23 protein-coding genes are annotated in these 25716 nt (G+C 66.3%); 9 read left to right on the top strand and 14 right to left on the bottom strand.

All coding sequences use genetic code 11. The annotated features are described in order from the left end of the window. Positions 1 to 9 precede the first annotated feature (9 nt). A complete protein-coding gene (locus H9638_RS08530; RefSeq protein ID WP_191746761.1) occupies positions 10 to 960 on the top strand; it encodes a zinc-binding dehydrogenase in 951 nt (316 codons plus the stop codon). On the opposite strand, the gene H9638_RS08525 is transcribed toward H9638_RS08530, so the two are convergent. Then, the gene (locus tag H9638_RS08525; RefSeq protein ID WP_191746760.1) at positions 957 to 1919 is read right to left on the bottom strand and encodes a 5'-3' exonuclease; all 963 of its coding nucleotides are present in this window, start codon (positions 1917 to 1919) and stop codon (positions 957 to 959) included. The genes H9638_RS08530 and H9638_RS08525 overlap by 4 nt on opposite strands. Positions 1920 to 2052: 133 nt before the next feature. Here H9638_RS08525 and H9638_RS08520 point away from each other — a divergent pair, with 133 nt between their 5' ends. Next, positions 2053 to 3021 carry a bile acid:sodium symporter family protein gene (locus tag H9638_RS08520; protein ID WP_191746759.1) on the top strand — a complete coding sequence of 323 codons (969 nt, stop codon included), beginning with the start codon at positions 2053 to 2055 and terminating at the stop codon, positions 3019 to 3021. 124 nt (positions 3022 to 3145) lie between these two features. Continuing rightward, positions 3146 to 3442, top strand: a complete 297-nt coding sequence (locus tag H9638_RS08515; RefSeq protein ID WP_191746758.1) for a hypothetical protein — start codon at positions 3146 to 3148, stop codon at positions 3440 to 3442. Between the two features lie 45 nt (positions 3443 to 3487). On the opposite strand, the gene H9638_RS08510 is transcribed toward H9638_RS08515, so the two are convergent. After that, a complete protein-coding gene (locus H9638_RS08510; protein ID WP_191746757.1) occupies positions 3488 to 4081 on the bottom strand; it encodes a helix-turn-helix domain-containing protein in 594 nt (197 codons plus the stop codon). A 110-nt stretch (positions 4082 to 4191) separates the two neighbouring features. On the opposite strand from H9638_RS08510, the gene H9638_RS08505 reads away from it, so the two are divergent. Beyond that, a complete protein-coding gene (locus H9638_RS08505; protein ID WP_191746756.1) occupies positions 4192 to 5190 on the top strand; it encodes an NAD(P)/FAD-dependent oxidoreductase in 999 nt (332 codons plus the stop codon). Here H9638_RS08505 and H9638_RS16835 read toward each other — a convergent pair. Beyond that, positions 5187 to 6923: an HNH endonuclease gene (locus H9638_RS16835; protein ID WP_318241825.1), complete on the bottom strand. Its 1737-nt coding sequence runs from the start codon at positions 6921 to 6923 to the stop codon at positions 5187 to 5189. The genes H9638_RS08505 and H9638_RS16835 overlap by 4 nt on opposite strands. Before the next feature lie 718 nt (positions 6924 to 7641). Continuing rightward, positions 7642 to 8496: a polysaccharide deacetylase family protein gene (locus H9638_RS08495; protein WP_318241824.1), complete on the bottom strand. Its 855-nt coding sequence runs from the start codon at positions 8494 to 8496 to the stop codon at positions 7642 to 7644. Between the two features lie 143 nt (positions 8497 to 8639). Here H9638_RS08495 and H9638_RS08490 point away from each other — a divergent pair, with 143 nt between their 5' ends. Beyond that, a complete protein-coding gene (locus H9638_RS08490) occupies positions 8640 to 9104 on the top strand; it encodes an NUDIX domain-containing protein (RefSeq protein WP_191746755.1) in 465 nt (154 codons plus the stop codon). 4 nt (positions 9105 to 9108) lie between these two features. Here the strand turns inward: H9638_RS08490 and H9638_RS08485 are convergent, their stop codons facing one another. Together H9638_RS08485 and H9638_RS08480 are read right to left on the bottom strand one after the other, a co-directional pair. Continuing rightward, entirely contained in the window at positions 9109 to 10242 is a 1134-nt protein-coding gene (locus H9638_RS08485) for a winged helix DNA-binding domain-containing protein (RefSeq protein WP_191746754.1), read from the bottom strand. 78 nt (positions 10243 to 10320) lie between these two features. Next, positions 10321 to 11520 (bottom strand): ROK family transcriptional regulator, encoded by a 1200-nt coding sequence (locus H9638_RS08480; RefSeq protein ID WP_191746753.1) that lies wholly within the window; start codon positions 11518 to 11520, stop codon positions 10321 to 10323. Between the two features lie 120 nt (positions 11521 to 11640). Here H9638_RS08480 and gap point away from each other — a divergent pair, with 120 nt between their 5' ends. Continuing rightward, complete coding sequence (gene gap / locus H9638_RS08475; RefSeq protein ID WP_191746752.1) at positions 11641 to 12651, top strand: type I glyceraldehyde-3-phosphate dehydrogenase; 1011 nt, start codon at positions 11641 to 11643, stop codon at positions 12649 to 12651. 62 nt (positions 12652 to 12713) lie between these two features. On the opposite strand, the gene H9638_RS08470 is transcribed toward gap, so the two are convergent. The 5 genes from H9638_RS08470 to H9638_RS08450 all read right to left on the bottom strand — a co-directional run bounded on the left by H9638_RS08470 (position 12714) and on the right by H9638_RS08450 (position 18789). Continuing rightward, a complete protein-coding gene (locus tag H9638_RS08470; RefSeq protein ID WP_225217154.1) occupies positions 12714 to 14213 on the bottom strand; it encodes a CotH kinase family protein in 1500 nt (499 codons plus the stop codon). 46 nt (positions 14214 to 14259) lie between these two features. Further along, a complete protein-coding gene (locus H9638_RS08465; RefSeq protein ID WP_191746751.1) occupies positions 14260 to 15060 on the bottom strand; it encodes a polyphosphate polymerase domain-containing protein in 801 nt (266 codons plus the stop codon). Then, entirely contained in the window at positions 15057 to 15683 is a 627-nt protein-coding gene (locus H9638_RS08460) for a DUF4956 domain-containing protein (RefSeq protein WP_191746750.1), read from the bottom strand. The genes H9638_RS08465 and H9638_RS08460 overlap by 4 nt, the downstream gene beginning before the upstream one ends. Before the next feature lie 100 nt (positions 15684 to 15783). After that, a complete protein-coding gene (locus H9638_RS08455) occupies positions 15784 to 17112 on the bottom strand; it encodes an LssY C-terminal domain-containing protein (protein WP_191746749.1) in 1329 nt (442 codons plus the stop codon). 48 nt (positions 17113 to 17160) lie between these two features. Continuing rightward, positions 17161 to 18789: an SLC13 family permease gene (locus tag H9638_RS08450; protein ID WP_191746748.1), complete on the bottom strand. Its 1629-nt coding sequence runs from the start codon at positions 18787 to 18789 to the stop codon at positions 17161 to 17163. A 199-nt stretch (positions 18790 to 18988) separates the two neighbouring features. On the opposite strand from H9638_RS08450, the gene H9638_RS08445 reads away from it, so the two are divergent. Next, positions 18989 to 20098: a tartrate dehydrogenase gene (locus H9638_RS08445; RefSeq protein WP_191746747.1), complete on the top strand. Its 1110-nt coding sequence runs from the start codon at positions 18989 to 18991 to the stop codon at positions 20096 to 20098. 41 nt (positions 20099 to 20139) lie between these two features. On the opposite strand, the gene H9638_RS08440 is transcribed toward H9638_RS08445, so the two are convergent. Together H9638_RS08440 and H9638_RS08435 are read right to left on the bottom strand one after the other, a co-directional pair. Next, positions 20140 to 22059, bottom strand: a complete 1920-nt coding sequence (locus H9638_RS08440; protein WP_191746746.1) for an FAD-binding monooxygenase — start codon at positions 22057 to 22059, stop codon at positions 20140 to 20142. 127 nt (positions 22060 to 22186) lie between these two features. After that, entirely contained in the window at positions 22187 to 22963 is a 777-nt protein-coding gene (locus H9638_RS08435; RefSeq protein WP_225217230.1) for an IclR family transcriptional regulator, read from the bottom strand. Positions 22964 to 23189: 226 nt separating this feature from the next. Here H9638_RS08435 and H9638_RS08430 point away from each other — a divergent pair, with 226 nt between their 5' ends. Continuing rightward, on the top strand, positions 23190 to 24905 hold the full coding sequence (locus tag H9638_RS08430) for an MDR family MFS transporter (RefSeq protein WP_191746852.1): 1716 nt from the start codon (positions 23190 to 23192) through the stop codon (positions 24903 to 24905). Beyond that, positions 24902 to 25381, top strand: a complete 480-nt coding sequence (locus H9638_RS08425) for a MarR family winged helix-turn-helix transcriptional regulator (RefSeq protein WP_191746744.1) — start codon at positions 24902 to 24904, stop codon at positions 25379 to 25381. Before H9638_RS08430 ends, H9638_RS08425 begins: the two co-directional genes overlap by 4 nt. Before the next feature lie 29 nt (positions 25382 to 25410). Here the strand turns inward: H9638_RS08425 and H9638_RS08420 are convergent, their stop codons facing one another. After that, positions 25411 to 25692: a hypothetical protein gene (locus H9638_RS08420; RefSeq protein ID WP_191746743.1), complete on the bottom strand. Its 282-nt coding sequence runs from the start codon at positions 25690 to 25692 to the stop codon at positions 25411 to 25413. Positions 25693 to 25716: the final 24 nt, after the last annotated feature.

Genomic DNA, 25716 nt, shown 5'->3' with positions numbered 1-25716 from the left:
AGATGCCCCATGAAGGCATGGCAGTTTACCGGTACCAACAATCCCCTGGAACTCAACGAAGTTCCCGAGCCGAAGGCGGGCCCGGGCCAGGTTGTCGTCGAAGTGAAAGCCGCAGGAGTCTGCCACTCCGATGTGACCGCACTGGATGATCCGGGGTGGATGCCGCTCTTCCCGGTCCTGCCGCGGACCATGGGCCACGAGAACGCCGGAGTGGTCGTTGAGGTCGGCGAAGGCATGGATCACTGGAAGGTCGGTGACCGAGTTGGTCTGGCTCCGGTGATGAGCGACGGCGACGCGCTTGGCTACGGACAGTGGGACGGCGGATTCGGCCCGAAGCTCCTCGCCACCGATGACAATCTGGTCAAACTTCCCGACGAGGTGTCTTTCGAGCTTGCCGCCATGGCCACCGACGCCGGCCTGACCGCCTACCACGCCATCATGGCGGTCGGCGGAGCAAAGGCTGGCATGAAGGTTGGTGTGATCGGCCTCGGCGGACTCGGGTACATCGGTGCCCGGGTGGCCGTGCTGTCCGGCGCGGAAGTCTACGGTGCAGAGATTAACCCGGAGACGCAGAAGCTGGCCGATGAGATCGGCCTCGCCGGTGTGGCTTCCTCAATTGATGAGTTCAAGGACAAGGGACTGGACCTGATCGTGGACTACGCCGGATTCGGCACCACTACGTCGGCAGCCCTCGAAACCCTGGCTGAGTTCGGCACCCTGGTGCAGGTGGGCATGGGCCGGCTGGAGTCCACCATCAACACCTACCCGCTGATCATCAACCAGCTCAGCATCAAGGGCTCCAAGTCCGGAACCAAGGAGGACCTCGAAGCACTGTATGAGCTGATGAAGTCCGGCAAGCTGAACCCGCCGATGAACATCATCACCCAGGCTGAGATCCCGGAAGCGATCGACAAGCTCCGGGCCGGCGGCGTGATCGGCCGGTTCATCGCGAAGTACTAACCGCCGGTTGCCGGCTTCTGGTGTCCGATTGCGTCCAACGCCTCCAGAAGCCGGCGCACGGAACCGCCGAGGTTCCAGTCATCGGCCAGCTGCTCCAGCCCGGTCCGGTTTTCACCCCCAACCGGGCGGAGCCGGGCCCCGGCTTCGTCCAGCGACGGCAGCTCGAGGCCCCGCACGATCCGCACCACGGCCGGCGCGGCCTCGAGATAATCCGCCGCAGCAGCGAGCTTGGCCCGCATGGCCGAGGAAAGCCCGCTGCCGCGGTCTTCGACGGCGGCGAGCAGCGACTCCAATGAACCAAATTCGGCGAGCAGCGACGCCGCCGTTTTCTCTCCGATGCCCGCCACGCCGGGGAGGCCGTCCGAGCTGTCACCGCGGAGTGTTGCATAGTCGGCGTACTGCTCCGGCAGGACACGGTATTTGGCGACCATCGCGGCGTCGTCCATCACTTTCAGGTTTTTCATCCCTCCAGCGGTGTAAAGGACCCTGATCCCGCGGCGGTCGTCAATCAGCTGGAACAGGTCACGGTCGCCGGTGACAATGTCGACGGGGGTTTCGGCCTGCGCGGCGTAGCTGCCGATGACGTCGTCCGCTTCGTAGCCGGGAATGCCGACGACGGCGATTCCCGCCAGCGCGAGCACCCTGCGGATCATCGGAATCTGGGCTTCGAGGGCATCCGGCACCACCTCTAGATCCGATCCGCCGTCGACAACCTGCGCTACCCGGTGTTCCTTGTAGGAAGGAATGAGATCCACGCGCCACTGCGGCCGCCAGTCATCGTCCCAGCAGGCAACCAGGTACGTGGGGCCAAACTCGGTGGTCAGCCGGGCAATCATGTCCAGCAGGCCGCGGACGGCGTTGACCGGTGTGCCATCCGAACGGCGGATCGAATCCGGCAGCCCGTAGAACGCACGGAAGTACAGGGATGCGGTGTCCAGGAGCATCAAACGGCCAGCCATACGCCGATCCTTGCACGGATGAGGCGCCCCGGGGAGCTCTGAACCCGACCGTTGCCGTTTCTTCTGCATGGCCATGTTCACCGCCAGCCCGTCATAGTTAGGGCAGTTCCACGTGCCGTGCCAGCATGTGGGGATGTCCTCCAACACCGTTCGTCCCGCCCCTCAGCGTGTTCAATCCTCCGAAGAGCGCAGTGCGCGGATTGCGGTCACCGTCTTTCCCCTGCTGATTCTGGCCGGGGGAGCGCTGGCGCTGCTCTTCCCCGCACCGTTTACCGGGCTGTCCCCGCTGATCAACCCGGGGCTGATGCTGATCATGTTTGGTATGGGGCTGACGCTGACGCTGCCGGACTTCGCCCTGGTGATCCGGCAGCCGCTGCCGGTTTTCCTGGGCGTTGTGGCGCAGTTCGTGATTATGCCGCTGCTGGGCCTGGGGATCGCCTGGGCCCTGCAGCTGCCTCCTGAGCTGGCAGCCGGCGTCATCCTGGTGGGCTGTGCTCCGGGTGGAACCGCCTCCAACGTGGTGACTTATCTGGCCAGGGGAAACGTGGCGCTGTCCGTCGCCATGACCTCGGTCTCGACCCTGCTGGCACCGATTTTTACACCGCTGCTTGCCCTCTGGCTCGCCGGCCGGTACATGGCGGTCGACGCCGGAGCGATGGCCCTCTCGATCGTCCAGATTGTGCTGATTCCAGTGCTGCTGGGTCTGGTGATCCGGTATCTGGCACCCCGGCTGGTGGACCGGGTCCTGCCGGTCCTGCCATGGGTCTCCGTTCTTGCCATCACCTTCGTGGTGGTGGCCGTTGTGTCCGGCAGCGCTGCCGCCATTCTCACGGCTGGCTGGCTGATCCTGCTCGCAGTCATCCTGCACAACGGTCTGGGCCTGGCACTTGGCTACGGCGCCGCGAAACTCTTCCGCCAGCCCGTCGCTGCCCGGCGCACCATGGCCATTGAGGTGGGGATGCAGAACTCCGGCCTGGCCGCCGGGCTGGCCAGGGACTACTTCACCCCCGAGGCTGCCCTTCCAGCGGCCGTCTTTTCGGTCTGGCACAACGTTTCCGGCGCCTTGATGGCAGCGTTCTGGCGGCGCCGGCCCACTGCATGATCATGTGACAGGTCAGGACTTTTCGGATTCCGGCGGCGCTGTCACCGGGACTGGGTTCTAACGGCACCGCGGACCGGCGTACCGTGTTGTTGCCGCGGCACCCGGCCGGGGTGGAAAGGCTGCCATGAGCGTTTCGATCAGGCTGACAGAGGCTGCAGCCGGGGAACTGGGCGAAACCGCCTTCATCCAGTTCGCGGACAGTGCCCAGAATGACTACGCGTACAACACGACCGAGGGCGGAACGGCGAGGATCCTCCGCACAGATCCGGGGACCGGGAACTGGAAGGTCCTCATGGAGTTTTCGCCGCCCGCCTGGATCCGGATCACCGGCACACGCTTTCCGGCGAACAGCAACATGCTGGGCGGCGAGGCAGGAACCGCTGAAGGACTCGACCCGTCCACCCGGACCCCCACCCAGTAGTCCTCCCAACTGCACCGGCTCAACTGCACCGGCGCCGCAGGATGGCTATCCGGCCGGTTTCGCCGCCGGACGGGCACGCAGATGGGCCTTTTCACCCTGCGGGCCGAAGAGCGCCAGGAACTCCACGCTGCCCGCACCGGTGCTTCCCATCCAGTGCGGCACGGTGGTGTCGAACTCCGCGGCCTCACCTGGCTGGAGGATGAGTTCCTGCGCACCGAGTGCCAGGCGCAGTGACCCGCTGAGTACGTACAGCCACTCATACCCCTCATGGGTTCGGAGTTCCGGAGTTTCCGGACGCTTCCGGGCTGGAAGGATGTACTTGTAGGCCCGGATGCCGCCGGCCTTCTCCGTGAGCGGAATAATCGTGGCGCCGTGCCGCCGGATCGGGCGCATGTGAACCCGTGGATCTCCGGTTGGCGGCGCTCCCACCAGTTCGTCGATGCTCACCCTGTAGGTCCGGGCGAGCGGCATGAGCAGCTCCAGGGTGGGACGGCGGCCGCCCGACTCCAGCCGGGAAAGGGTGCTCACGGAGATGCCGGTGTGCTCAGATACTTCGGCCAGCGTGAACTGCCGGTCGGTGCGGAGTGAGCGGAGGCGTGCTCCGACGCCGCTGAGGGTGTCCTGGAAGGTTTCGGCCATGAGGAGAATCTTGCCATAGCGGCAAAAAAGATTGCTCCTTTCGGCGATCGACGCCAAGACTGGAACCAGGGAAGCGGCGACCAGCGGCCCCGGACAGGGAGCGAAAAACAATGAACACTGAAACAGGCGCACAATCTACCCGGGCTGAGGCAGCGCTGGCCGGCGAGACTTACGACGTCGTTGTCGTGGGAGGTGGGGCTGCAGGCCTGAGCGGCGCCCTGGCACTGTCCCGCGCCCGCCGTTCGGTCCTGGTGATCGACGGCGGCGATCCCCGGAACGCTCCCGCTGGGCACGTCCACAACTATCTGGGACGTGAAGGAACGCCTCCGGCCGAGCTCTACGCCATCGGCCGGAGCGAAATCGAAGGCTATGGGGCGGCCGTTGCGGAGGGATTCGTTGCCGGAATCACGCGCGAAGACGGCGGCCTGTTTGCCGTTGAACTGACCGGCGGAAGATCAGTCCGGGCACGGCGGATCCTGGCCGCCACCGGCGTCACAGATGTGCTCCCGGAAATTCCGGGGCTGAAGGAGCACTGGGGGACCGGAGTGCTGCATTGCCCGTACTGCCACGGTTGGGAAGTCCGGGACCAGGCGATCGGCGTCCTGGCTACTGACCTGCCAACCGCCGTGCACCAGGCACTGATGTGGCGGCAGTGGAGTGCCGACGTCGTACTTTTCCTGAACGGTACAGGGGAACCCGATGAGGGGCAGGCCGAGCAGCTGGCCGCCCGCGGCATCCGTGTGCTGCCTGGAGATGTGGCCGGGATTGAGGGGCAGGACCGGCTCACCGGTGTCCGCCTGGCCAGCGGTGAAGTCGAAGCCCGGGACGCCGTTGTGGTGTTCAGCCGGCTGAGTGCGCGGGCAGGGTATCTGGCTGGCCTGGGGGTCATTCCTGCCGAGCAATTTGCGGGCGAGACGCCCATCGGCACTGCGCTCACGGTAAATCCCATGGGCGCCACGGAGGTTCCCGGCGTCTACGCCGCCGGGAACCTGGCCGCACCGATGGCCCAGGTGATCGGGTCCGCCGCAGCCGGCCTGATGGCGGGCGCCGCCATCAACGGGGACCTGATCATGGAGGACACTGCGTTGGCCGTGGCAGCGCGCGTCTAGCTGTACTGCGACAACACCTTGGTTTCACCGGGTGACCGGTGAGTCGTGTCCGAGCCAGCGTTCGTGTGAGTTCTGGTTGAATCAGTTACCGGGGAGGCGGCTCCCGGCAAAGGTGGTGCCGTGGAGCGGTAGGTGTGGCCAGTGGGGGTGATCGTGCGGACTGTGTGGCGTTGGCCGGGCCCGTTGGTGGTGCTGGACTTCCATCCAGGTGCTTCCTTGGCCTGGTTGCAGGCCTCGCAGAGACCCTGTCCATTCGCGTAGCTCGTTGGCCCTGCTTCAGTGTGCGGACGGATGTGATCGATATGCCGGATAGGTGCGTCACACCACGGTGTACGGCAGGTCTGATCGCGGGTGCGGATCAACCGGGCCAGCCCGGGCGGGAAATAGCGGGCCCTGGAATCCATCGCGACAAGCTCTCCCGTTGCAGGGTCGAGGTACAGCCGGCGCAGGGTCACCCGGGCCTGATCGTGAGTGATGGGGGTGCTGATGTCGGGGCAGAAGCAGGGCGTTTCGCGCCGGCCGGGTGCGAGGCGGTCGCCGGGATTGTGCTGGCCGCGTGGCTCTGGGGCAGCGGGCGGGGACTGTCCCTGCCCGTGGAGAGCGTCGGTGATGAGATCCCTGGCCCATTGCCCGGGAACGATGCCGTATCCGGGGAAGTACGCTGGCTCGTCCCCGGCCGCGTCACTGTTCCCGTTTCCGGCCCCGGCCCAGCTCCCGGCCCCGGCCCAGCCCCCGGCTTCGGCCCCGTTTCCGTTCCCGTTCCCGTTTCCGGCCCCGGCTTCGTCCGCGTCACTGTCCCCGGTCCCGGCTTCGGAAGGTGCCGCGCTTATGTTGCCGCTCTTGGCTTCCGCGGTCTCGAGGTGTCGGGGATTGGGCGGTCCCGGCTCGAAGGCACTGGGGAAGAGTGTCCGGTCGGTCATCACGAGCTGCACCTGAACCGGAACCTGGGCCGCGGTGGCCTGCCCGGTGATCCGTTCCACCAGGGTGTCGGCCATGATCTGGCCCCGGCCTCGTTCGTCACCGGAGGAGCGCAAGCTATCAGCGGTCCGGGACAACGCCGTGAACACTGCCACCCCTTGGGCCACAGGCAGCAGCCCGGTCAGATATGACATGGTGTCCGGGGCCGGGCGGCAGGACACATACCTGTCCGCGACTGCCTTGGCATGCCGGCGCACCTGGGAGGCGGGATCAATCGCCTGGGTGAGGGACCGGATCCTGGCTATGAGTTTGCGGTCTCCTACGCCTTCCAAGGCTGCCGGGTTTCCGCAGACGAGGGCATCGACCCGGCGTCGGTCCTCCACTTCTAGGCAGGCGGTTTCCCGGACCAGGAGCGTGGCTCGCCATTCGCTGAGGACTCCAGTGGATAGGGCGGTCAGGGTGTGGGGCATTTCGTGGACCAGGGCTTTGCCGAGGCCGAGGTGCCTGCCGCCGCGGTGGGGTGAGTCCCGCCGGGCCAGTGCGATCTGCGCTCCGATACCGCGCCCGAGCTGGGCCGGCGGGATCCCGGCCCGGGCCTGTGCCTGCCGCTGGGAGGCATCAAACGCAGCAGTGGCGCGGGCCTGTGCTGCAGCGGCTGCTGACTTCAGCTCCTCGAGGACCCGGACCAGATCAATCAGGCCGCGGTCCGTCAGGTCACGGCTGATCAGGCCGACGTTAGGAAGCTCCCCATCGGTGCCATGCTCCTGCAGCCGGGTGATCCACTGGCCGACTTCGGAAACCAGTGCCTGACCCACAAGACCTGCAGGATCCGCGGGCGGGCGGGACGATTGGTCGGGACGGTGGTCCGATCCCGCCCGCGGATCAGCTGGTGCTGTTTGTATAAGGGTCAGCTCGCCGGACTGGCTGCGGCTGCTTGGGGGCTTCGAGACGTGGATGGGCCTGCCTGTGGACTCGTCTGTGGCCGTGTCCCTCTGGGTGTTGCCGCAGAGATCCGCTCTCATTTCCAACATGGCCATAGGCTAAAATCCACCCCGCAAAACCGGGCCAGAGATTGGCTGGAATGTGGATAACCCTCGCTGCCACCGGTGTAAAGCCGAAGCTGTGCAGGAAGGGAAGGGAAGGGGAGGAAAGGGAACGGGAAGGGGAGGGAACGGGAAGGGGAGGGGGCGGGAAGGGAAGGGAACTGGAAAACGGGAACAGTTGCGCAGCGACCCGCCCGCCGCGCCCTTGGCCCGGCTCCGCCCGGCTCCGCCCGCCGCGCCTTGACCCGGCTCCGCCCCGCCAGCCGCGCCTTGGCCCGGCTCCGCCCGCCGTGCCTCCGCCCGGCTCCGCCCGCCGTGCCTCCGCCCCGCCCGGCTCCGCCCGGCTCCGCCCCGCCCGCCCGGCTCCGCCCCGCCCGGCTCCGCCCCGCCCGCCCGGCTCCGCCCCGCCCGCTGCGGCAACCACTAACCTCAGAGCCCCTCACCCTGTTCGTGTGTAACTAACGTCGCGTCTTAGTACGGCTGGTTGCACTCAGACAGCCAGGAAATCCTCCAGCAGGACCACCTCGAGCCCGGCGGCAAGCTGTGCCTGGCGGAAGGCGTTCAGATCGGTGGCGAACTCGGGCCGGAAGTGCATCAGGACGATGTCTCCGGGGCGCAGCGAGCTGCCCACCTGATAGTCCATGCCGCCGGCATTCGCTTTGGCCTCCCACGTAATGATCGCCCGCAGACCCGCTGCTGCTGCGGCCTGCTGCATCGCAGGGGAGTAGGCGCCCCCGGGCGGCCGGAAGAGGGTGGGAAGCCGTCCGTAGTGCTGCAGGGCGAAATCCTGCATGCCGGCAATCTCTGCCAGCTGCTGGGAGTAGCCGAGCTGCCGCACCATGTTGATGTTGTGGCTGACAGTATGGTTCTCGATCAGGCTGCCCTGGGCAAGGAACTGGTCGAAATAGGCAGGGTCCGCCTGCACGAATGTCTGTGACAGAAAAATGGAGGCCTGGTAGCCGTACTCGGCCATCAGGGCCACCATCTCCGGAGTCCGGTGGGCCCCGTCGTCGATGGTTAGGAAAACCACCGGGTGACTGGTGGGAATGCGGGTGATGACCGGGGCCAAACCGTTCGTGACCGGCGGAAGTACATAGTCCGGCACAAATACCGGCCGGGCAGGCGGCGAGGGGGACGGCTCCGGGAGCGGTTCGGGAACGGACGACGCCGACGGCCGCCCGGTTGCGGAGGCCCGCGGTGATTCGGACGCCGGCGGCGAGGTGGGGGCGGGCTCTGCGGCGCCGCGCGCACAAGCCGCCATCCCCAGCAACGCAGCCGCACCGAGCGCCGCCAGGGCAGTCCGTCGGCTGGCGGAGGATTCGGACGCGGGTGTCACTTCAGGCACAGGCACCCCTATACGGTAAGGAATCAGCCGGGTTTCCGCACCGGCCTGCCCGCTGTTTGATCTGATCTGGCGGGAAAGACACCCCTGAGATGCGTGTCGCCTATCCTGATCCGACTGACCTGCCAGTCCGGATGGAGGGAAACATGATCACCAGCGCTGGAATCCTGCTCTACCGGTTTGCTCCGGACGGGGAACGCCAGGTGTGGATCGCGCACATGGGCGGGCCGTTCTGGGCCGGGAAGGATGCCCATGCCTGGTCCATTCCCAAGGGTGAATACACCCCGGGGGAGGATCCGTATGCTGCTGCCCTGCGGGAGTTCGAGGAAGAAATGGGAAGCCCCGCCCCGACGGCTGATTACGTGCTCCTCGGCGAGTTCCGGCAGTCCTCCCGTAAAACGGTCACCGTCTTCTGCGCGGAAGCGGATTTCCAGCCGGAACGGATCGTGAGCAACACCTTCGCGCTGGAATGGCCACCGCGCTCAGGCCGGTTCCAGGAGGTTCCAGAGATTGACGACGCCGGCTGGTTCAGTACGGCTGCCGCGCGAACCAAGCTGGTCAAGGGGCAGGTTCAGATGCTGGATGCCCTGAGGGAGCGGCTGCACGGCTAACCCCCTACGACGGATCGAGTTCCACCGGGACCGCGAGAAATCGGCCATACTCCTCCGCGGCCCGCCGGATGCCCGCATGGTCACGGCGGGGGATCGGCGCGAAGGGATGGAGGCTGAGCACTGTCTTTTTGGCCGTGGATTTCCGGGACCACAGGCCCGCGATGCGCCCGCGGATCACCAGGGTGGGTTTGAAGATGCCATTGCCGCCCGGGACGGTCAGAGGGGCATGTTCCGCAGCCAAGGCCGCGCTGCGGTCCGTGTAACCCAGCAGATATTCGTCGAAGCCCGGCAGCAGGGCCACGGATCTGGTTCGGAAACCGGGCTCCGCGGCGTCCGTTCGGTCCGACGGATCTCCCGGGAATTCTGCGCCGCCGCTCAGCCGCCAGTGCGGGGTGCCGGCGTAATCCACCTCGTCCAGATCCGCCGCTGCTTCAGCCAGGCCTGCACGAATGTCAGCCAGGGGCAGCTTGGCCCACCAGGCGATGTCCGCGGTGCCGGCCGGGGCCCGGCCGGCAAGATACCTCCGCACCAGTTCGGCCAGGGAAGCGTCCCGGTCCAGCCGCCGCGGCTCGGATACCCACTCGTCGAGCAGCACAAACAGCTGTTCGGAGCCCTGCATCGGGCCCAGGACCGTGGTGCCGGTGACGGACAGGTGCCACAGCAGGTGATAACCGCGCTGACCGTTGGTCCGGATACCGGCAGCCTCGAAGAGCTCCAGCAGTTCCCGGCGGCTGAGCCGCCCGCCGCCGGTAAGAGCGCCAACAGCAGCCGCTCTGGCTTTCTCCAGGGTTTCCGGATCAAGCTCGAGTTCTTCCCGGCGCCGGACCGCGGAGCGCAGGATCCGCTCGGACGTCAGGGCAAGGGTCCAGTGCACGTCTTCGGCGCGCAGCACATGCAATGTGCCGCGGAAGGGCCAGCTGCGGACCAGTGTGCCGTCGTCGAACGCTGCCGTGACCTCTGTCAGCGTGCTTCCGGAACGCAGGCCCAGGGACCACAGTGCTCCCGGAAGGTCCTGCCCCTGCAGGGCGAAAAGCCGGTCCACGACGCCGGGTGCACCGTCGGGGATGGAAACCGGCGATGTCAGGGCATGGCTGTGCAGCCGCCGCGCCAGCAGCTCCGTGCGTCGAATACTGTCCATACCCGCGACCCCCGCCCGCCCGGAAAGCCGGATGTCCCGGGGCAGGGCCAGTCTAGGACAGGGAAACCGGACTGTCCCCTAGGCAGCAGGCCGCGGCGTGAGCTCGAGCATATGTGCTTCCACATGGTCCAAGGCAAGCCGCACGGCCCCGGTGGGGACCAGCATTTCGCCCAGCCCGGAGACCGCAATGCGCGGCGGGTCCGGCACATACCGGCCAAGTTCCTCGGTGATGACCGGCAGCAGGGCGGTGGCCGAGGCGGCAACGGCACCACCCAGCACAATCAGGCGCGGGTCGAAAAAAGTGGACACCAGGGCCAGGACCCGGGCCATGCGCCGGGCAATCCGGTCCAGGATCCCGGCGGCCACCGCATCGCCGGCCGCCGCGGCCTCAAAGACATAGCGGGCAGAGGCACGGTCGGTTTCGGTCCCAACGAGCTCCCGAATCAGGCCGTTATGTCCGGCCTCCAAGGCGGCGCTGCCCCACAGGCGAGCCAGCTTGGCAATGCCGTCCTGGTTCCCGACGCCGTCCACCAGCTCCAGCCCGCCCATCGCCCCGGCCCGGCCGCGGGCGCCGTGCAGCAGACGGCCCGCTTCGATTACGCCGGTGCCCAGGCGTTCGCCCGCCAGGATCACGGCGAGGTCGGATTCGTTGGTGCCCGTACCGCGCCACCGTTCGGCCAGCGCCGCCAGCTTCGCATCGTTCTCCACGAGCACCGGCCAGCCGGCCTCCCCGAACTCCTTCGCCAGTCCCAGATCGAACATTGGGGCGAGCTCCTCGCCGGGCGCGATCGTTCCCTGACCGGTGACCTGAGCGGCAATGCCCATGGCCGCACACAGTACGGACGACGGCGTGATCCCGGCATCCGCCATCGCCTCCGCTGCGGCTGCCAGGACGGCGGCCCGCCGCTGCTCCGGGGTGCCGCCGTGCCGGGGAAACCGTACTTCTGTCTGTCCCACCACCGTGCCGGCCAGGTCGGCGACCAGCACGCGGACAGTGGCCAGGCCGACGTCGAGCCCTAAGACATAGCCTGCCCGGGCGTTGAACTCGAACCGGCGTGCGGGGCGGCCCTTCTGTCCGGCAGCGCGGGGAGACTCCTGCTCGCGGGCCCAGCCACGGCGGATCAGGTCATCGCAGACGGCGATCACCGTGGCGCGGGTGAGGCCGGTGGCCTCGATCAGATCGGATCCGGTCACGGACGGAACGGAACGCAGCACATCGAGGACGGTGCGCAGGTTGGTGCGGCGCAGCAGCTGAGGTGTGCTGGCGGAGGAGTCCATGGGTGCCCTTTTGACGTGTGGCGGTTCTAACAGCATAATTGTACTAGTTCATATATTTAGTGCCTAAATAAATCACTGGATGTATTGATGAAACTTAGTCGAGTGCCTGAGGAGGCCCAAGTGACGATCCGCGTCGGCATCAATGGTTTTGGCCGCATTGGCCGCAATTTCCTCCGCGCCGCCCTGCAGAACGGAAGCGGCTTCGAGGTCGTGGCCGTGAATGATCTGGGCGACCCCAAGCAGCTGGCCCACCTGCTGAAGTACGATTCCGTGGCCGGCCGCCTGTCCCAGGCCGTTTCCGTCAATGACGGCAACCTGGTGGTGGGGGAGAAGACCATCAAGGTCCTCGCCGAGCGTGATCCCGCCAACCTGCCCTGGGGTGAGCTGGGTGTGGACATCGTGATCGAATCCACCGGCTTCTTCACCAAGGCCGATGACGCCAAGAAGCACATCGCCGCCGGCGCCCGGAAGGTGCTGATCTCCGCACCCGCCAAGGGCGAGGACTTCACCGTGGTGATGGGTGTCAACGACGGTGACTACGACGCCGAGCAGCACAACATCATCTCCAATGCCTCCTGCACCACCAACTGCCTGGCGCCGATGGCGGATGTCCTGAACAAGGCATTCGGGATCGAAAAGGGTCTCATGACCACGATCCACGCCTACACTGCGGACCAGAACCTGCAGGACGGCCCGCACAGCGACCTGCGCCGTGCCCGCGCCGCTGCGCTGAACGTGGTGCCGACGTCGACCGGTGCAGCCAAGGCCATTGGCCTGGTCCTGCCGGAGCTGAAGGGCAAGCTGGACGGCTACGCAATGCGCGTTCCGGTCCCCACCGGTTCCGCCACCGACCTGACCGTCACCGTGAACAAGGAGACGACGGCGGAAGAAGTCAACGCCGCGTTCCGCGCCGCTGCTGCATCCGAGCAGTGGTCCGGCATCCTCACCTACACCGAGGACCCGATTGTCTCCTCCGACATCGTGGGCGATCCGGCATCATGCATCCTGGACTCCGGCCTGACCAAGGTCATGGGCAACCAGGTCAAGATTGTCGGCTGGTACGACAACGAGTGGGGCTACTCCAACCGCCTGGTGGACCTCACCAGCCTGGTCGCCTCCAAGCTGAGCTAAGCAGCCGGAGCTGACAGATGGCCCCGCCCGGACCAAACGGTTCGGGCGGGGCCATCCGTTTCTCAGGGGGCTTCAGCTCCAGCATCCGCGTCCGCCGCGGGTGCAGGGCCTGCCGATGTGGCCGTTCCGCCGGCGGTGAAGTACTCCGCGATCCCGGCGGACTCCTCGAGGACTGTTTCCGGAGAAACCAGGTCCGCTGCCTGTTCGGTCAGCAGGTCAGTCCAGCTCTCGAGGATTTCCTGCGCCAGACCCGACTCATAGAGCTCCGTCCGCAGGTCCTTGAGCGCCTGCTCATATTTGGCCTCGAACTCCGCGTCCGCATGGAACCGGGTGGTTAGCGGGTTCTCAGTTGATCCCGGCATGCCGGCGCCGTTCCCGGGTTCCCCGCCTTCCGGGAGCGGTGCTCCGGCAGGACGCTCCATCCCCTCAGGGAGGCCTTCCGGTGGTTCCATTCCTTCCGGGAGGCTTTCCGGGAAGCCCTCCGGTGGTTCCGTCCCTTCAGGCATTGCCGGTCCGCCGGCATTCCCCGCTCCGTCCGGCATGCCGCCGGTGCCGCGCATGCCGCCCATGCCGCCGAAGGCCAGATTCAGGTCCCAGGTGACGACGGTCATTCGGCCGGTTTCGGAATCGTAGCGCAGATAGGAGTTGTTGCCCGGACCGTCGATGTCGTCCATGTTCCCCATGAGTTCCTGGACGGCCAGGTACCGGGCAAAGGCGTCGACATCAAGGTGATCAGCCAGGTGGGCGCTGAATTCCTCGTCTGAGGAATTGTTGATGAAATCCAGGAACTCGATCACCGGCTGCAGATCTTCTGTCTCGCCGGCTTTCTGCTCGAACACATCCGTGTACGACTCCGGATCCTCGCCGCGGTAGGTGTATTCCCCGGTGCTCTCGGCCTTGTAGATGCTGCCGTCGTCTCCGAAGGTGTCTTCATTCCATTGGTCATCGTCGGGGGACTCGATGACCAGGCGAAGCTGCTGGGCACTGCCGTTGACGCTGAACCGGGTCGCGGCAGCTTCCAGTGTCGCGAGGTCCGCGGCACCGACAACTTCCAAGGCAAGGGCCTCGTTAAGGGAACTTTCAGTGTTGTTGCCGCGGACAACCAGGTCCGTGCGGCCCTGGTATTCCTGGCCGTCAACAAACTTGTCGGTGCGAATGAGCCAGGGAAGGGTTTCCGGAGACTCGGACGTTCCATTCCCGTCTCCGCCGGTGCCATGGCCGGAGAGTCCGTTCAGGCTGGAGTTACCTTTCAGGCGCAGCCCAACGTTCTCCAATCTGGTGCCGTCGATGGTCACGGATGCGGAGATCCAGTCCTTGTCACCCGAGTCACTGTAGGCGGCCAGCATCGCCTGGTAGTCGGCGTCGCTGAACTCCACACTGATCTCGTGGACCACGGAGTCATCGAAGAAGGCGATGGCGTTCTCCGCTGTGGACCCTTCGCTGGTGACGGCGCCGCAGCCGCCGAGGCCGAGGGCAATCGAGAGGGCCGCGGCTGTCAGTGCCGAGCGCGGCCAGCGTGGACCTGATACGGGTGTGGAGGGCGATGTTCCAGGGGTAATCAATGGTGAAGCTCCTTCTTAGTGCCAGAACGTAGTGCGGAGCTGAACTTCACCCTGCGTCCTCAGGACGCAGGGTGAAGCCAGCCGCCAGAGTGCGGTGCCACCGGTTGGACGGAAGCTCCGGACACAGTGCCGCGAGCCCGGTTGCGAACTTTGAGATGCGGCATGGCCGGACCCCGTGTGCCCAGAGGTGCCGGTCGAGCGCACCGGCCGTGGAACCGGATTTTGTTTCCACCACGACCTTGCGGTCCAGGGTCCAGCCGCGGCTCCCCGGGATGCGCCAGGTAACGTCCGTATCGATCGTTGCGCGGCTGCCGGAGCCCGGAAGGTAGAGGGTGGTGCGGGCGTAACCGGTTTCCAGAACCGGACCCAGCAGCGTCAGAGCAGGCTGCGTTCCGAAAGCGCTCAGGGTTTCCGAGATGTAGTCCAGTCCCGCCGGGGTCAGGCGGTTCCGGTCCGCCAGGCCGTAGGGGATACGGTCCTTCACCGTGGCAGACCGGGCTCCTTCGGTTTTGACCTCCAGGAAGCTCAGTGCGCTTTCCAAGTAGGTGCGGGTGCGGATTTTGTATCTCCGGCGCCGTCCATGTGCCGCAAGTAGATAGCTTTCCCGTGCGGGGGTGTCGAAGTAGACGGAGTCATACGTGAAGGACCGCAGGCCATCCATTTCCAGGACCATCGCGCGGGCCGGCAGCGTGGCCAGGAGCTTGTCCGCCACTGCGGAATCCACCAGGTACTTTCGGTCCACACGGGTCTGCAGGGCCGCGGAGGCGTTCAATTCCTCAAGGCCGATCGCCGGCAGCACGTCCGCGAACGTCAGTTCGCCCAGCCGGTGGAAAGTCCCGGAGCTCATGCGCTGCGCGTGGGGAACGCAGGATCCTGGGTCCGGTACGTGGCGGTGCCCGCTTCCGCCGGCACCGGCAGCCCGGTGGCCGGCTGGCTTGAATAGCGGACGTTGACAATCGTCTTGTCGTTGACCAGATCCAGCTCGAGCACGGTGGCAGAGTGCACCTGGCCTCCCAGTACTTCGCTCAGCCGCCGGTACAGCTCGTCTTCGCGGCTGACAGCCTGGTCCAGGACAACTCTCTGGTGGCGGTAGGCGGGAAGCACCCGCGGATGGTCGCCCACGAACATCACCGCCAGGATCAGGCCGATGAGTGCCGGTGCGAGCCAGGCCGGGGTGCTGCCGATCCCTGAGATGAGTCCAATCGCCAGTGCGGAGAAGTAGTAGGCCACCTCATGCTGCTCCAGTTCGGTGGAACGCAGCCGGATGATGGAAAGCACACCGAACAGTCCGAGGCCCAGCCCGGCGGTTGCAGCCGAACCGCTGAGCACGGACGCCACTGCGAACACACCCACGTTGATACCCAGGTAGGAGACAGCCAGGTCCCTGCGGCGGTGGCGCCGCAGATACAGGCCGAACGTCAGCAGGAAAATTGCGGCAAGATCTGCCGCTGCCATGGTCACGATATTCATGCGGTGTTCTCCGAAAATTCATGTTGGGGGAGAACCCATGTTTACAAACCATGCTGTGCTGGAGCTTTGCCGCGGTTAGCTGCAGCTTGTTGTGTCCCGGCTAACAGGCCCGCTGCCTGACCTGCCGGCGGGCACCTTTCCGGGCACGCCTGCGGTGGGCATAAATCCTGGCCCGGTCGCTGGACAGGGCCAGGAGGATCAGGACGTCGAGGGCATAGGCTGGGCGCTCACCCTGCAGGGTCCCGGGGCCGCCGCTGACGAAGGAGATGCCCTGCAGCAGGATGGAGACCGTGCTGAAGGCCATGGCCGTTAGCCTGGCCCCATTGCTTCCGCGCAGGATCAGCACGGCCAGGGCTGCTTCAACGCAGGCAAAGAGCACCATCGCCGTGCCGATGGGCACGTAGGCTTCGGTGGCATCCAATACCCGCTGGTCCTGGCCCATCAGGTCGCCGATCCAGGTGCCCTCCACTGAACCGGTCAGCAGCACACCGGAGACTGCCAGGGCTGCGATCATCCGGAGCAGCACCAGGGCGGAGCCGACAACCGTGGGCGCGGGCAGCCGGTCGCGGCTGTCCGCCGGGGCCGTCACAGGTTCAGCCGGCCTGGGCAGGGCGCGCAGGTCCACGATCGGGAGATCGCCGTCGGTCTGAATCGAGTCCCCGCCGCCGTTGCGGGAGTGATAACCGGTGGAGTAGTCCTTGATCACGTGCACGGACGCTGCCGGTGACGTCCGGGTCACGGTATCGAGGACGTGGTCCCGCTCCCGGTCCACGTTGGGGCTGATCCGGTGGGTGACCTGCAGCGTGAAGTAGGAAAGTCCGACGGCGCGGTCATAGGAGGCGGCGGCGAGCCAGTCCACGGCGATGCCGCCGGGCAGCATCCACCCCGTCGGGCACTTCCAGAAGCGGATGTGGTGCCGCCGGCCGGGGGTGCCGTCCACTTCCTGCTGGTAGGCGAAGTCCTCCTGCCGGTCGAAGAGCAGCAGGGGACTGACGGGCGCGGCGTCGTAGCTCCGGCGAAGGACCGTGGAGGTGATGATGCGCCAGCTGCTGGCCAGGTTAACCGGATCTGCCTCGGTCCACCCGGCCCGGACCATGGCATCACGCACCTGGTCCGTTTCGCCCAGGAAGGCGAGATTCACCGGATCCCCGAAGAGACCGTCACTGGTCCGGGTGCGGCCCATGAAGTAGTTGGGAACGTAGATCCGGGTCAGGATCCGGTGCAGGCGGGGCAGCACCAGGTACGCGAGGGCCGCCCAGAAAACAATCAGAAACCAGATGCGCTGCCAGCTCAGGCTCTCGTCGAGGAGCAGGAAAGCGAACCAGACGGCCGCGATCCCGCCGAAAACAAAGAACGCCCAATCCAGGACGGTGGCCGAAACCGGCGGGTCGGCGCCGTCGTCCGCGGGTGCTGTACCGCTCTGCGTCATAGGCACACAGTCACCTCCCGCGGGGAGGGGAGTCAACCCTGGCCGGGCCTATTGGCCGATTCCCACCAGGCCCACCATGAGCGGCAGGATCGCGATGATCAGGATGGCGCCGAGGATGTCGAAGACCAGGCCGGTGCGGATCATGCGGATGATCGGCACGGCGCCGGAGCCGTAGACGATCGCGTTCTGCGGCGTCGATACGGGCAGCATAAAGCCAAACGACGCGGCGAACGTTGCCGCCAGCGCGGGCACGAAGGGGTCCAGCCCCATGGCCGTGCACAGCGGAATGACGATGGGTACGACGACGGCGGCAGACGCGGTGTTGCTGGTGGTCTCGGAGATCAGGATCGCCAGCAGGGTCGAAAATGCCGTGATGGCAAGAAGGCTGGAGATGCCCAGGCTGTCCGCAGCGGTGGTGCCGATGGTTTCGGCGAGGCCGGTTTCTGCCAGCAGGGCGCCAAAGATAATGCCGGTGCCAAAGAGCAGGATGGTTCCCCAGTCGATCTTCGCGGCGTCCGTCCAGGTCAGGGTGGCTTTCCGCTCCTTCCAATTGGTGGGAAGGATGAACAGCAGGGAAGCGCCAAGCACCGCGACGATCCCTTCGTCGAGCCGGTCGTCCATAAAGACATAGACCTCCGAATCCGTCCCCGCCACCAGACTGACAACGGCCGGCGCGAGCCAGAGCGCCACGGTGGTGCCGAACGCAATCAGCGTGTTGATTTCCGCACGGCTCATTTTTCCGTGCTGGGCCCGCTGCTCCCGGATGTATTCCTCCACCCCCTCGATCCGCCGCACCTCCGGCCGGTTCAGCAGGAACATCACCAGGACCAGGACAATGAACATGCCCAGGCACAGCGGAGCCGCAGCCGCCATCCACTGGGCGAAGGAGATCCGTTCCCCGGTGGCTTCCTCGATCAGGCCCCGGCCGATCAGGTTGGGCGGTGAGCCGACCGGTGTCAGCAGCCCGCCCACGCTGGCCCCGTAGGCCAGCATCAGCATGAGTGCCGCGCCCACCCGCAGGCGCAGCGGATCGAAGTTGGGCCGTACTTCACCGCGGTCCTGCATCAGTTTGGCAATAACAACGAGGATGCCCAGCGCCGTGGGAAGCAGCATGGCCACGGTGGCGGTGTTGGAGACGAACGCCGAGAGCAGACAGGTGATCACGCCAAATGCGGCGATCACGCGGTAGGTGGACCGCCCGACGCCGGGAATGGACAGCACCGCGAACGCCAGCCGCTGCGCCAGGCCGTGTTTCAGCATCGCCTGCGCCAGGATGAACGCACCGATAAAGGTAAAGATGGTGGTGGAGCCAAACGGTGCCAGCACCGCACTGGCGGGGGCAACGCCCAGGATCACCACGGCAGCAACGCCGATCAGGCCGCCCACTGGAATTGGAACCGGTTCGCAGATCCACAGCACGATCACGCCGAGCAGGATGGCCGCCAGCAGCTGCTGCGTCGGATCCATCTCCGAGGGCCACAGGGCGAAGACAACCGCTATGGCGGGTGCGAGAAAGAATCCTGTCGTTTGGCGGGCCCGTTCAAACCGTTCCTCACGGGGGGAGAGGGTCTGCTCGCTCAGGGTGCGGAAGGTCCGTCCGCCCAGCAGGGCAGCTTCGACATCGGTCCGTTCCGGCTGGTCCCCACTGGTCCGGGAGGGGGAAAGGTCCTGGGACATCGGTGTCCTCCGTGTCGCGTAGAAGGGCCGAAGCGGCACGGGCGCACGCCGCGGTTCCGCCAAAATAGCCGCTGTGTGCCAGCGTGCCCAGAGCCGTACAGCGGATTGGCCGGGCTGGCGGACAAATTTGTTCCCGTGTCAGCGGATCCGGGCTAGGCTCCCGGCACACCGTTCAGCAACTTCCAGGGAGGAAGCAGCAATGGAGCACGGTCAGATCTTCCGGATAGCGGCCATTCCCGGCGACGGCGTTGGCGCCGAGGTGGTGGCGGCCGGCCAGCAGGTACTCGACAGCCTGGCGCAGGCCTCGACCGGAAAGTTCAGCATTGACTGGATCAGCTTCCCCTGGGGCAGCGCCTATTATGCCGAGCACGGCGTGATGATGCATCCCAAGGGCCTGGAAATGCTGCAGGACACTGATGCCATCTACTTCGGGGCAGTGGGCTGGGAAAATGTGCCGGACCACACCAGTCTGTGGGGCCTGCGGCTGAACATCACGCAGAACTTTGACCAATGGGCCAACATCCGGCCGGTGAAATTCCTGCCCGGCATCCAGTCACCGCTTGGGCGCACCGATACAGCCGAACTGGACTGGGTGGTGGTGCGGGAGAACAGCGAAGGGGAGTACGCCGGACTGGGTGGCCGTAACCTTTCCGGGCGGGGCCCCGGCAGCGAGGTCGCCGTGCAGACCGCACTGTTCACAGAGTCAGGATGCGAACGGATCATCCGGTTTGCCTTTGAGCTGGCACGCACCCGTCCCGTCCGGAAGGTCTCCTCGGTCACCAAGTCCAACGCGCAGCAGTACGGGATGGTCCTCTGGGATGAGGTGTTCCGGCGGGTAGCGGCCGGTTACCCGGAGGTGGAGACCGAAAGCGTCCTGGTGGACGCCATGAGCGCCAAGTTTGTCCTGCAGCCGGAACAGCTGTCCGTCGTCGTGGCTTCTAACCTGTTTGCCGACATCCTCTCCGACCTCGGCTCGGCGCTGGCCGGCAGCCTGGGGCTGGCGGCCAGCGCCAACCTCAATCCGGAGCGGCGGTTCCCTTCCATGTTCGAGCCGGTCCACGGGTCGGCCCCTGACATTGCCGGGCAGGGAATCAGCAATCCCGTGGGCGCGGTCGCCAGCGCCGCCCTGATGCTGGACCATCTGGGACTTCCGGAGGAAGCGCGCCGGCTGGAGGCCGCCATTAAAACGGTCACGGCCGCAGGAATCAAAACGCGCGACGTCGGCGGCACCGCCGTCACCCAGGAGGTCACCGACGCTGTGGTCGCCGCCCTCCTGAGCCAGGATGCCGCCGTCGGGCCCGAACGGTAACTGCCGGCGGCTGCCGCTCCACGTGGGTCCGGCCGCCTTCCTTAGGCGGGCAGGAAAATGCCGGACAGGAATTTATCCAGTTCCGTGCAGGCATCCAGCGGCAGCACGTGGGCGACGTACTGGTCCGGGCGCACCAGGACAATGGCTCCCTGCGCGCGGTCGATGCCGCGTGCGTCGAAGATGTCCTCCGACTTCGGATCCGGAGTGAACATCTTCTCGTAGTCGACAAGCCCGAACGGGCCCTTCCGGGGCAGCAGGAAGGCAGGCATCTCGTTGAGCATCAGGTCCCGGTGGTGCTGCTGGAACACGGCCCGGACATCAAACACGGCATCCGGGTCAGCGGCCTGCGGCGTAAACCGGCGGATGGGAGAGTCCGCTGATTCCAGGTGCCGGCAGAGCGCTGCGAGCCGGGAACCGGATTCCGTGGGGGCCGCGGCGTCGGCAAAGGCATACAGCCGCCAGCGTCCGTCGGCCTCCGCCGTGTGTCCGAGGCCGAGCGGCTTGGCATCGGCCAGGCGGAGCACCGGTGCCGAGTAGAACCGCTCGCCAATGGGGAAGCCTTTGGCCAGGTGCTCGTGGGTGTCGATTCCGGTGATTATGGAGGCCTGGTAGTCGGTGGCGAAGCCGGCCGTGAACCGTCCTGCTTCCACAAACTGCCGTTCCACTTCCGCCGGGTCCACACCGTCCTGGTCGGGCGCGCCCGGATCCTTGGGCTTCGAGCTCATGGTCTTGGACCAGCGGGTGTCGAAGTCGATAAGTTCCTGGGCGATGGCCTGGCGCTCAGCGGTGTAGGTGTCCAGCAGGCTGGCCGGGCTGCGGCCTTCGAGGACGGCGGCGATTTTCCAGCCGAGGTTGAAGCCGTCCTGCATGGACACGTTCATGCCCTGGCCGGCCTTGGCGCTGTGCGTGTGGCAGGCATCTCCGGCAATAAAGACCCGGGGACTGCGGCTGCCGCGCTCAGCGGCGGGAACGTCGTCGAACCGGTCCGCGACCCGCTGGCCAACCTCATACACCGACCACCAGGCGACGTCCTTAACGTCCAGGGTGTAGGGGTGCAGCACGTTCTGCGCGGTCTGGATGATGTGGTCCACGGTGAACCAGCTGCGGGCCTGGCGGTCCGCGGGGTCCAGATCGCCCAGGTCCACGTAGAAGCGGGTCAGGTAGCCGCCCTCCCGGGGGATCAGCAGGATGTTGCCGCCGCCGGCGGACTGGATCGCGGCCTTTAGCCGGATATCGGGGAAGTCGGTGACCGCCAGGACGTCCATAACGCCCCAGGCGTGGTTGCGGGCATCACCGGAGAGCTCGACGCCGATCGACTTCCGGACGGCGCTGCGGGCGCCGTCGCAGCCCACCACGTACTTGGCCTTTACCGTGAGGGGAGCTCCGCCGTCGTCCCCGCTTTCAGTGGTCCGCTGCAGGGTAGCCGTGACCGGGTACTCGCCGCTGTCCGCCACCGCAACGCTGACGGCTTCCAGTCCGTAGTCCGGCTGCAGCCGGCTGGGGGAGTTACGCATCCGTTCCAGCAGGAAGTCCTGCATCCGGGCCTGGTTCACGATGACGTGTGGATACTCGGACAGGCCGTCGGCCACGTCCTGGACCCGCCCGCTGCGGATGATGCTGCTGCGGTCGGTGGCATCGGGCCGCCAGAAGGAGGTCTCATTGACCCAGTAGGCTTCCCGGAGCAGCCTCTCGGCGAGGCCGAACGCGTTGAACATTTCCACGGTGCGGCAGGCGACGCCGTCCGCCTGGCCCTTTTCCAGCGCCCCGCTGCGGCGTTCCACGACGCGGGTGGTGATGCCGGGGAACTCGGCCAGCTGGGCAGCAAGGACCAGCCCGGCCGGGCCGGTGCCTACGATCAGGACATCAACTTCGGCGGGCAATTCGGTGGCATGCTCACGGCCGGGTGCTGCGGGGCGGATATCGGGATCGCCGGGGCGGTAGCCGTCGGAATAGAACTGCACTGTTGCTCCTGCTGTTCGGCGGGTCCGTCCTTGGACCCGGGTCTTGGAAGCGCCGCCGCAGGCGCTCCAACAACCCTAGTGATCCAGCTGACATTTCCGGTAGACGATTCCGCAGGGCAGAATCCCGCTACAGGTGCCCCTGCGTTTCCAGCTCCAGGCGCAGGGCAGCGCAGCAGGTCAGGAGCGCCTCCACTGCGGCCGGGTCCTGGATCTGCCGGGCCCGGGACAGGGGTGCGCTGATGGACAGTGCCAGTGCTGCCGGCCGGGTTCCGGACGCCAGCGGCGCGCCGACTGCCGCGAGGTCCGGCTCGGTCCGGCCGAGGTTGACGGCGAAGCCGCGGCTGCGGACGTCCCTGAGTTCTGCCAGCAGCTCATGCACCTCGGCTGCCGTGAGTGCGAAGCCGCCATGCGGGGGCTGGCGGGCGCACACCGCGGAAACCATCTCGTCCGCAAGCGTGGAAAGGATGGCTTTCCCGGCGGCGGAGACATGGGCCGGGAGGATGGTTCCGGCGCGGTTGCCGACCCGCAGCAGCTGCGGCCCTTCGACGGTCGCCAGGTAGCGGGCCGTGGCGCCGACCCGTTCCACCAGGTTCACGGTCTCCTGGACCGTGGCGGCCAGCGCCTCTAGACGCGGGCGGGCCGCGGCGATCAGGGCGCGCTCCGCAGCGGCGGCAGGTTCGGGGTGAAGGGCCGGCCCGGCGCAGTACCGGTGCTGATCGTCCTGCAGGGCGAATCCCCGGTAGACGAGCGTGGACATCAGCCGGTGTGCGGTGGACGGTGCGACGCCGAGGGCTTTCGCTGCCTGGCCGACGCGCAGCCACTCGGTTTCCTGCAGAAGGAGGATCAGCTGCAGCGCCCTGTCCACGGAGTCGACGGCGTAGCCGGGCTTCTTGACGATCCGCATGTTCTGCACAGCAGAATCTTAGCCCTCCGGGTCCAGCAGGCTCCGCGTCACCGCGTGTGCGCTTCCTTACTTAATTAGTTGTCTGAAGCAACTAGTTTATATAGTTGACCTAAATCAACTACCAAGCAGGAGCCAGATGCCGCCCGCAGAACCCACTCCGGCGAAAACGCCGAAAAAGAACTCCCCAGCGAAAGCGCCCAAGCGCACCGTCTCGCCCGACGGCACCATGACGCAACGTCAGGTGCTGGAAGCCCTCTCGGGGCTGCTTATGGGCATGTTCGTCTCGATTCTCGCCGGAACCGTGGTTTCCACGTCGCTTCCGCTGATCATCTCGGACCTCGACGGCGACCAGGCCGCCTACACCTGGGTGGTAACGAGCACACTGCTCGCGACCACGGTGTCTACGCCGCTGTGGGGCAAGTTCGCCGACCTCTTCAACCGCAAGCTGCTGATCCAGCTTGCGCTCGGGGTCTTTGTGCTCGGCTCCGCCCTGGCCGGGTTCTCCCAGGACACCGGCACGCTTATTGTGTTCCGCGTGCTTCAGGGCCTCGGCGCCGGCGGTATGGCAGCACTGAGCCAGATCATCATGGCGGACATCATCAGCCCGCGTGACCGCGGTAAGTATGCCGGCCTGTTTGGTGCGGTGATGGCCGTCGGAACCGTCGGCGGACCGCTCCTTGGCGGCGTCGTCACTGATGCCATTGGCTGGCGCTGGAACTTCTTTATCGCCCTGCCGGTCGCCATCGCGGCGATCACCCTGCTGCAGCTGACGCTTCACCTGCCCAAACACCCCAAGCGCAAGGTCCACATCGACTACCTGGGTGCTGTCCTGATCGCCGGCGGCGTATCGCTGCTGATGATCTGGGTGACGCTGGCAGGAAACCAGTTCGGTTGGGCCTCCCTGGCCTCGTTCCTGATGGTCGCCGCTTCCGCTGTGCTGCTTATTGCCGCCGTGCTGGTGGAATTCAAGTCCCCGGAACCGATCATCCCGCTGTCCATGTTCAAGAACCGCACCTTCACGCTCGCCGTCGTGGCCAGCATCTCCGTTGGTGTCTCCATGTTCGGCACGTCAGTGTTCCTGGCCCAGTACATGCAGCTTGCGCGTGGCGCCACCCCGACCCAGTCCGGCCTGCTGACAATCCCGATGATGGCCGGTCTGCTGATCTCCTCCACGCTGTTTGGTACGGTCATCAGCCGCACCGGCAAGTGGAAGGCCATTATGGTCTCCGGTGCTGTCCTGACGGTGGTCGGAACCGCCCTGCTGAGTACCCTGGATTACCAGACCAACCTGGTGCTGGTGGGCATTTACATGGCCGTCCTGGGTGCCGGTCTGGGCATGCTGATGCAGAACCTGGTGCTGGTGGTCCAGAACTCGATCGAGGTCAAAAACCTCGGCGTGGCTACCAGCTCCGTGACGTTCTTCCGCAGCCTTGGCGGAACCGTGGGCGTCTCGGTCCTCGGTTCGGTACTCGGAACCATCGTGTCCTCCCAAATCAAGGACGGCATTGGCGGCCTGTCTCCCGCCGATCAGGCAGCCGCAGCCGCGGCCCTGGGCAGCGGAACGATCCCCAAGGTCTCCGAACTGCCGGGAGCCATCGCGGCCCTGGTGGAAAGCGCCTACGGCGTGGGCGTCGGTTCGGTGTTCCTGTACAGCGTGCCGCTGGCCATCATCACCCTGATCGGCGTCATCTTCCTGCCGAACGCCCAGCTTGGCCGGCAGAACGCCGTGCAGCTGAAGAACGCTGCTGCCACGGCTCCGGCTGCGGCGGGCACCGGTGCTGCCACCGCTGAATCTCCGGCACCGTCCCAGGACGGACATTCGGAAACGGAAGAGGCGCTGCCGGAAGGGTTTGCGCTGAGTGCCGCTGCCACAGGTTCCGTGGCCATGGTGGACCCGAACTCACCGGTGAATCCGGCGCATGGGGAGCCGGGAGCAAAGTGAGTCAGCTCGAGCTGACCCGGGAGCAGGCGCTGCAGGAGGTCGAGGACAGTCTGCGGCGGCTCACCGAGCTGGTCCGGGCGCGGATGCGCGCGGCGGCGAAGGACGTAGATCCGTGCCTCTCCCTGTTCGGGCTGAAGGTGCTGCAGCTGCTCAAGGGCGTGGGTCCGCTGCACCCGGGAGCGGCTGCCGAGATGCTGATGGTGGATAAGAGTGTCATCAGCCGTCAGTCCCGTCAGCTCGAGGAGCTGGGCCTGATCGAGGTGCAGCCGGACCCCCAGGATGGACGTGCCCGGCTGCTGGTACTGACGCCGGCCGCGAAGGAACGGGTCACTGCTGTCCGGACCGGGATCATGCTGGACCCCCGGGTGCTGGGCTCCTGGACGGTCGAGGAGCTGCACGAGTTCGCCGGATATCTCACCCGGCTCGGCCGCAGCGGGGAACCGGTTGCCGCGTCCGTACTGGCGGAAGTGCGGTAAGCGCGTAGCCCGGGCGGCCCTCCGCCGCCTCAGGAATCAGGCGTGGGACCGCCGGGCTGCGCCGGGCCCTTGGGCGGTGAGGCCTTCCTGCGTCCGCGGGCCGAAAGGAATGAAAAGGCCGTACTCAGAATGAAGAATTCGCTGACATAGCCCATGGGGCTGGCGGGCAGGGGAGCGAACTGGTGGTAGAGCACCAGGGCCGAGACCATGAGGATGGCGGGCTGCGCACGGCGGATCCATTCGGCGGGGATTTCACGCGGCCAGGGATAAAAGCCTTCTTCGGCTGCAGCGTCGGCGCGGGAGGGCAACATGTACCCATCCTGCCAGAACCCTCA

It is taken from the genome of Arthrobacter pullicola (genome assembly GCF_014836875.1).
GTDB classification, from domain to species: domain Bacteria; phylum Actinomycetota; class Actinomycetes; order Actinomycetales; family Micrococcaceae; genus Arthrobacter_B; species Arthrobacter_B pullicola.
Note: the sequence above shows the minus strand (reverse complement) of the source record. Positions and strands in the feature narration are given on the sequence as shown.

What these genes read in the sequence shown, in the direction of transcription:
- H9638_RS08520 (WP_191746759.1), top strand. Translation starts at nt 2,053, where the DNA reads ATGTCCTCCAACACCGTTCGTCCCGCCCCTCAGCGTGTTCAATCCTCC.
- H9638_RS08490 (WP_191746755.1), top strand. Translation starts at nt 8,640, where the DNA reads ATGATCACCAGCGCTGGAATCCTGCTCTACCGGTTTGCTCCGGACGGG.
- H9638_RS08480 (WP_191746753.1), bottom strand. Translation starts at nt 11,520, where the DNA reads ATGGACTCCTCCGCCAGCACACCTCAGCTGCTGCGCCGCACCAACCTG.
- H9638_RS08525 (WP_191746760.1), bottom strand. Translation starts at nt 1,919, where the DNA reads ATGGCTGGCCGTTTGATGCTCCTGGACACCGCATCCCTGTACTTCCGT.
- H9638_RS08450 (WP_191746748.1), bottom strand. Translation starts at nt 18,789, where the DNA reads ATGTCCCAGGACCTTTCCCCCTCCCGGACCAGTGGGGACCAGCCGGAA.
- H9638_RS08485 (WP_191746754.1), bottom strand. Translation starts at nt 10,242, where the DNA reads ATGGACAGTATTCGACGCACGGAGCTGCTGGCGCGGCGGCTGCACAGC.
- H9638_RS08460 (WP_191746750.1), bottom strand. Translation starts at nt 15,683, where the DNA reads ATGAATATCGTGACCATGGCAGCGGCAGATCTTGCCGCAATTTTCCTG.
- H9638_RS08530 (WP_191746761.1), top strand. Translation starts at nt 10, where the DNA reads ATGAAGGCATGGCAGTTTACCGGTACCAACAATCCCCTGGAACTCAAC.
- H9638_RS08455 (WP_191746749.1), bottom strand. Translation starts at nt 17,112, where the DNA reads ATGACGCAGAGCGGTACAGCACCCGCGGACGACGGCGCCGACCCGCCG.
- H9638_RS08430 (WP_191746852.1), top strand. Translation starts at nt 23,190, where the DNA reads ATGACGCAACGTCAGGTGCTGGAAGCCCTCTCGGGGCTGCTTATGGGC.
- H9638_RS08515 (WP_191746758.1), top strand. Translation starts at nt 3,146, where the DNA reads ATGAGCGTTTCGATCAGGCTGACAGAGGCTGCAGCCGGGGAACTGGGC.
- H9638_RS08445 (WP_191746747.1), top strand. Translation starts at nt 18,989, where the DNA reads ATGGAGCACGGTCAGATCTTCCGGATAGCGGCCATTCCCGGCGACGGC.
- H9638_RS08465 (WP_191746751.1), bottom strand. Translation starts at nt 15,060, where the DNA reads ATGAGCTCCGGGACTTTCCACCGGCTGGGCGAACTGACGTTCGCGGAC.
- H9638_RS08435 (WP_225217230.1), bottom strand. Translation starts at nt 22,963, where the DNA reads ATGCGGATCGTCAAGAAGCCCGGCTACGCCGTCGACTCCGTGGACAGG.
- H9638_RS08505 (WP_191746756.1), top strand. Translation starts at nt 4,192, where the DNA reads ATGAACACTGAAACAGGCGCACAATCTACCCGGGCTGAGGCAGCGCTG.
- H9638_RS08420 (WP_191746743.1), bottom strand. Translation starts at nt 25,692, where the DNA reads ATGTTGCCCTCCCGCGCCGACGCTGCAGCCGAAGAAGGCTTTTATCCC.
- H9638_RS08510 (WP_191746757.1), bottom strand. Translation starts at nt 4,081, where the DNA reads ATGGCCGAAACCTTCCAGGACACCCTCAGCGGCGTCGGAGCACGCCTC.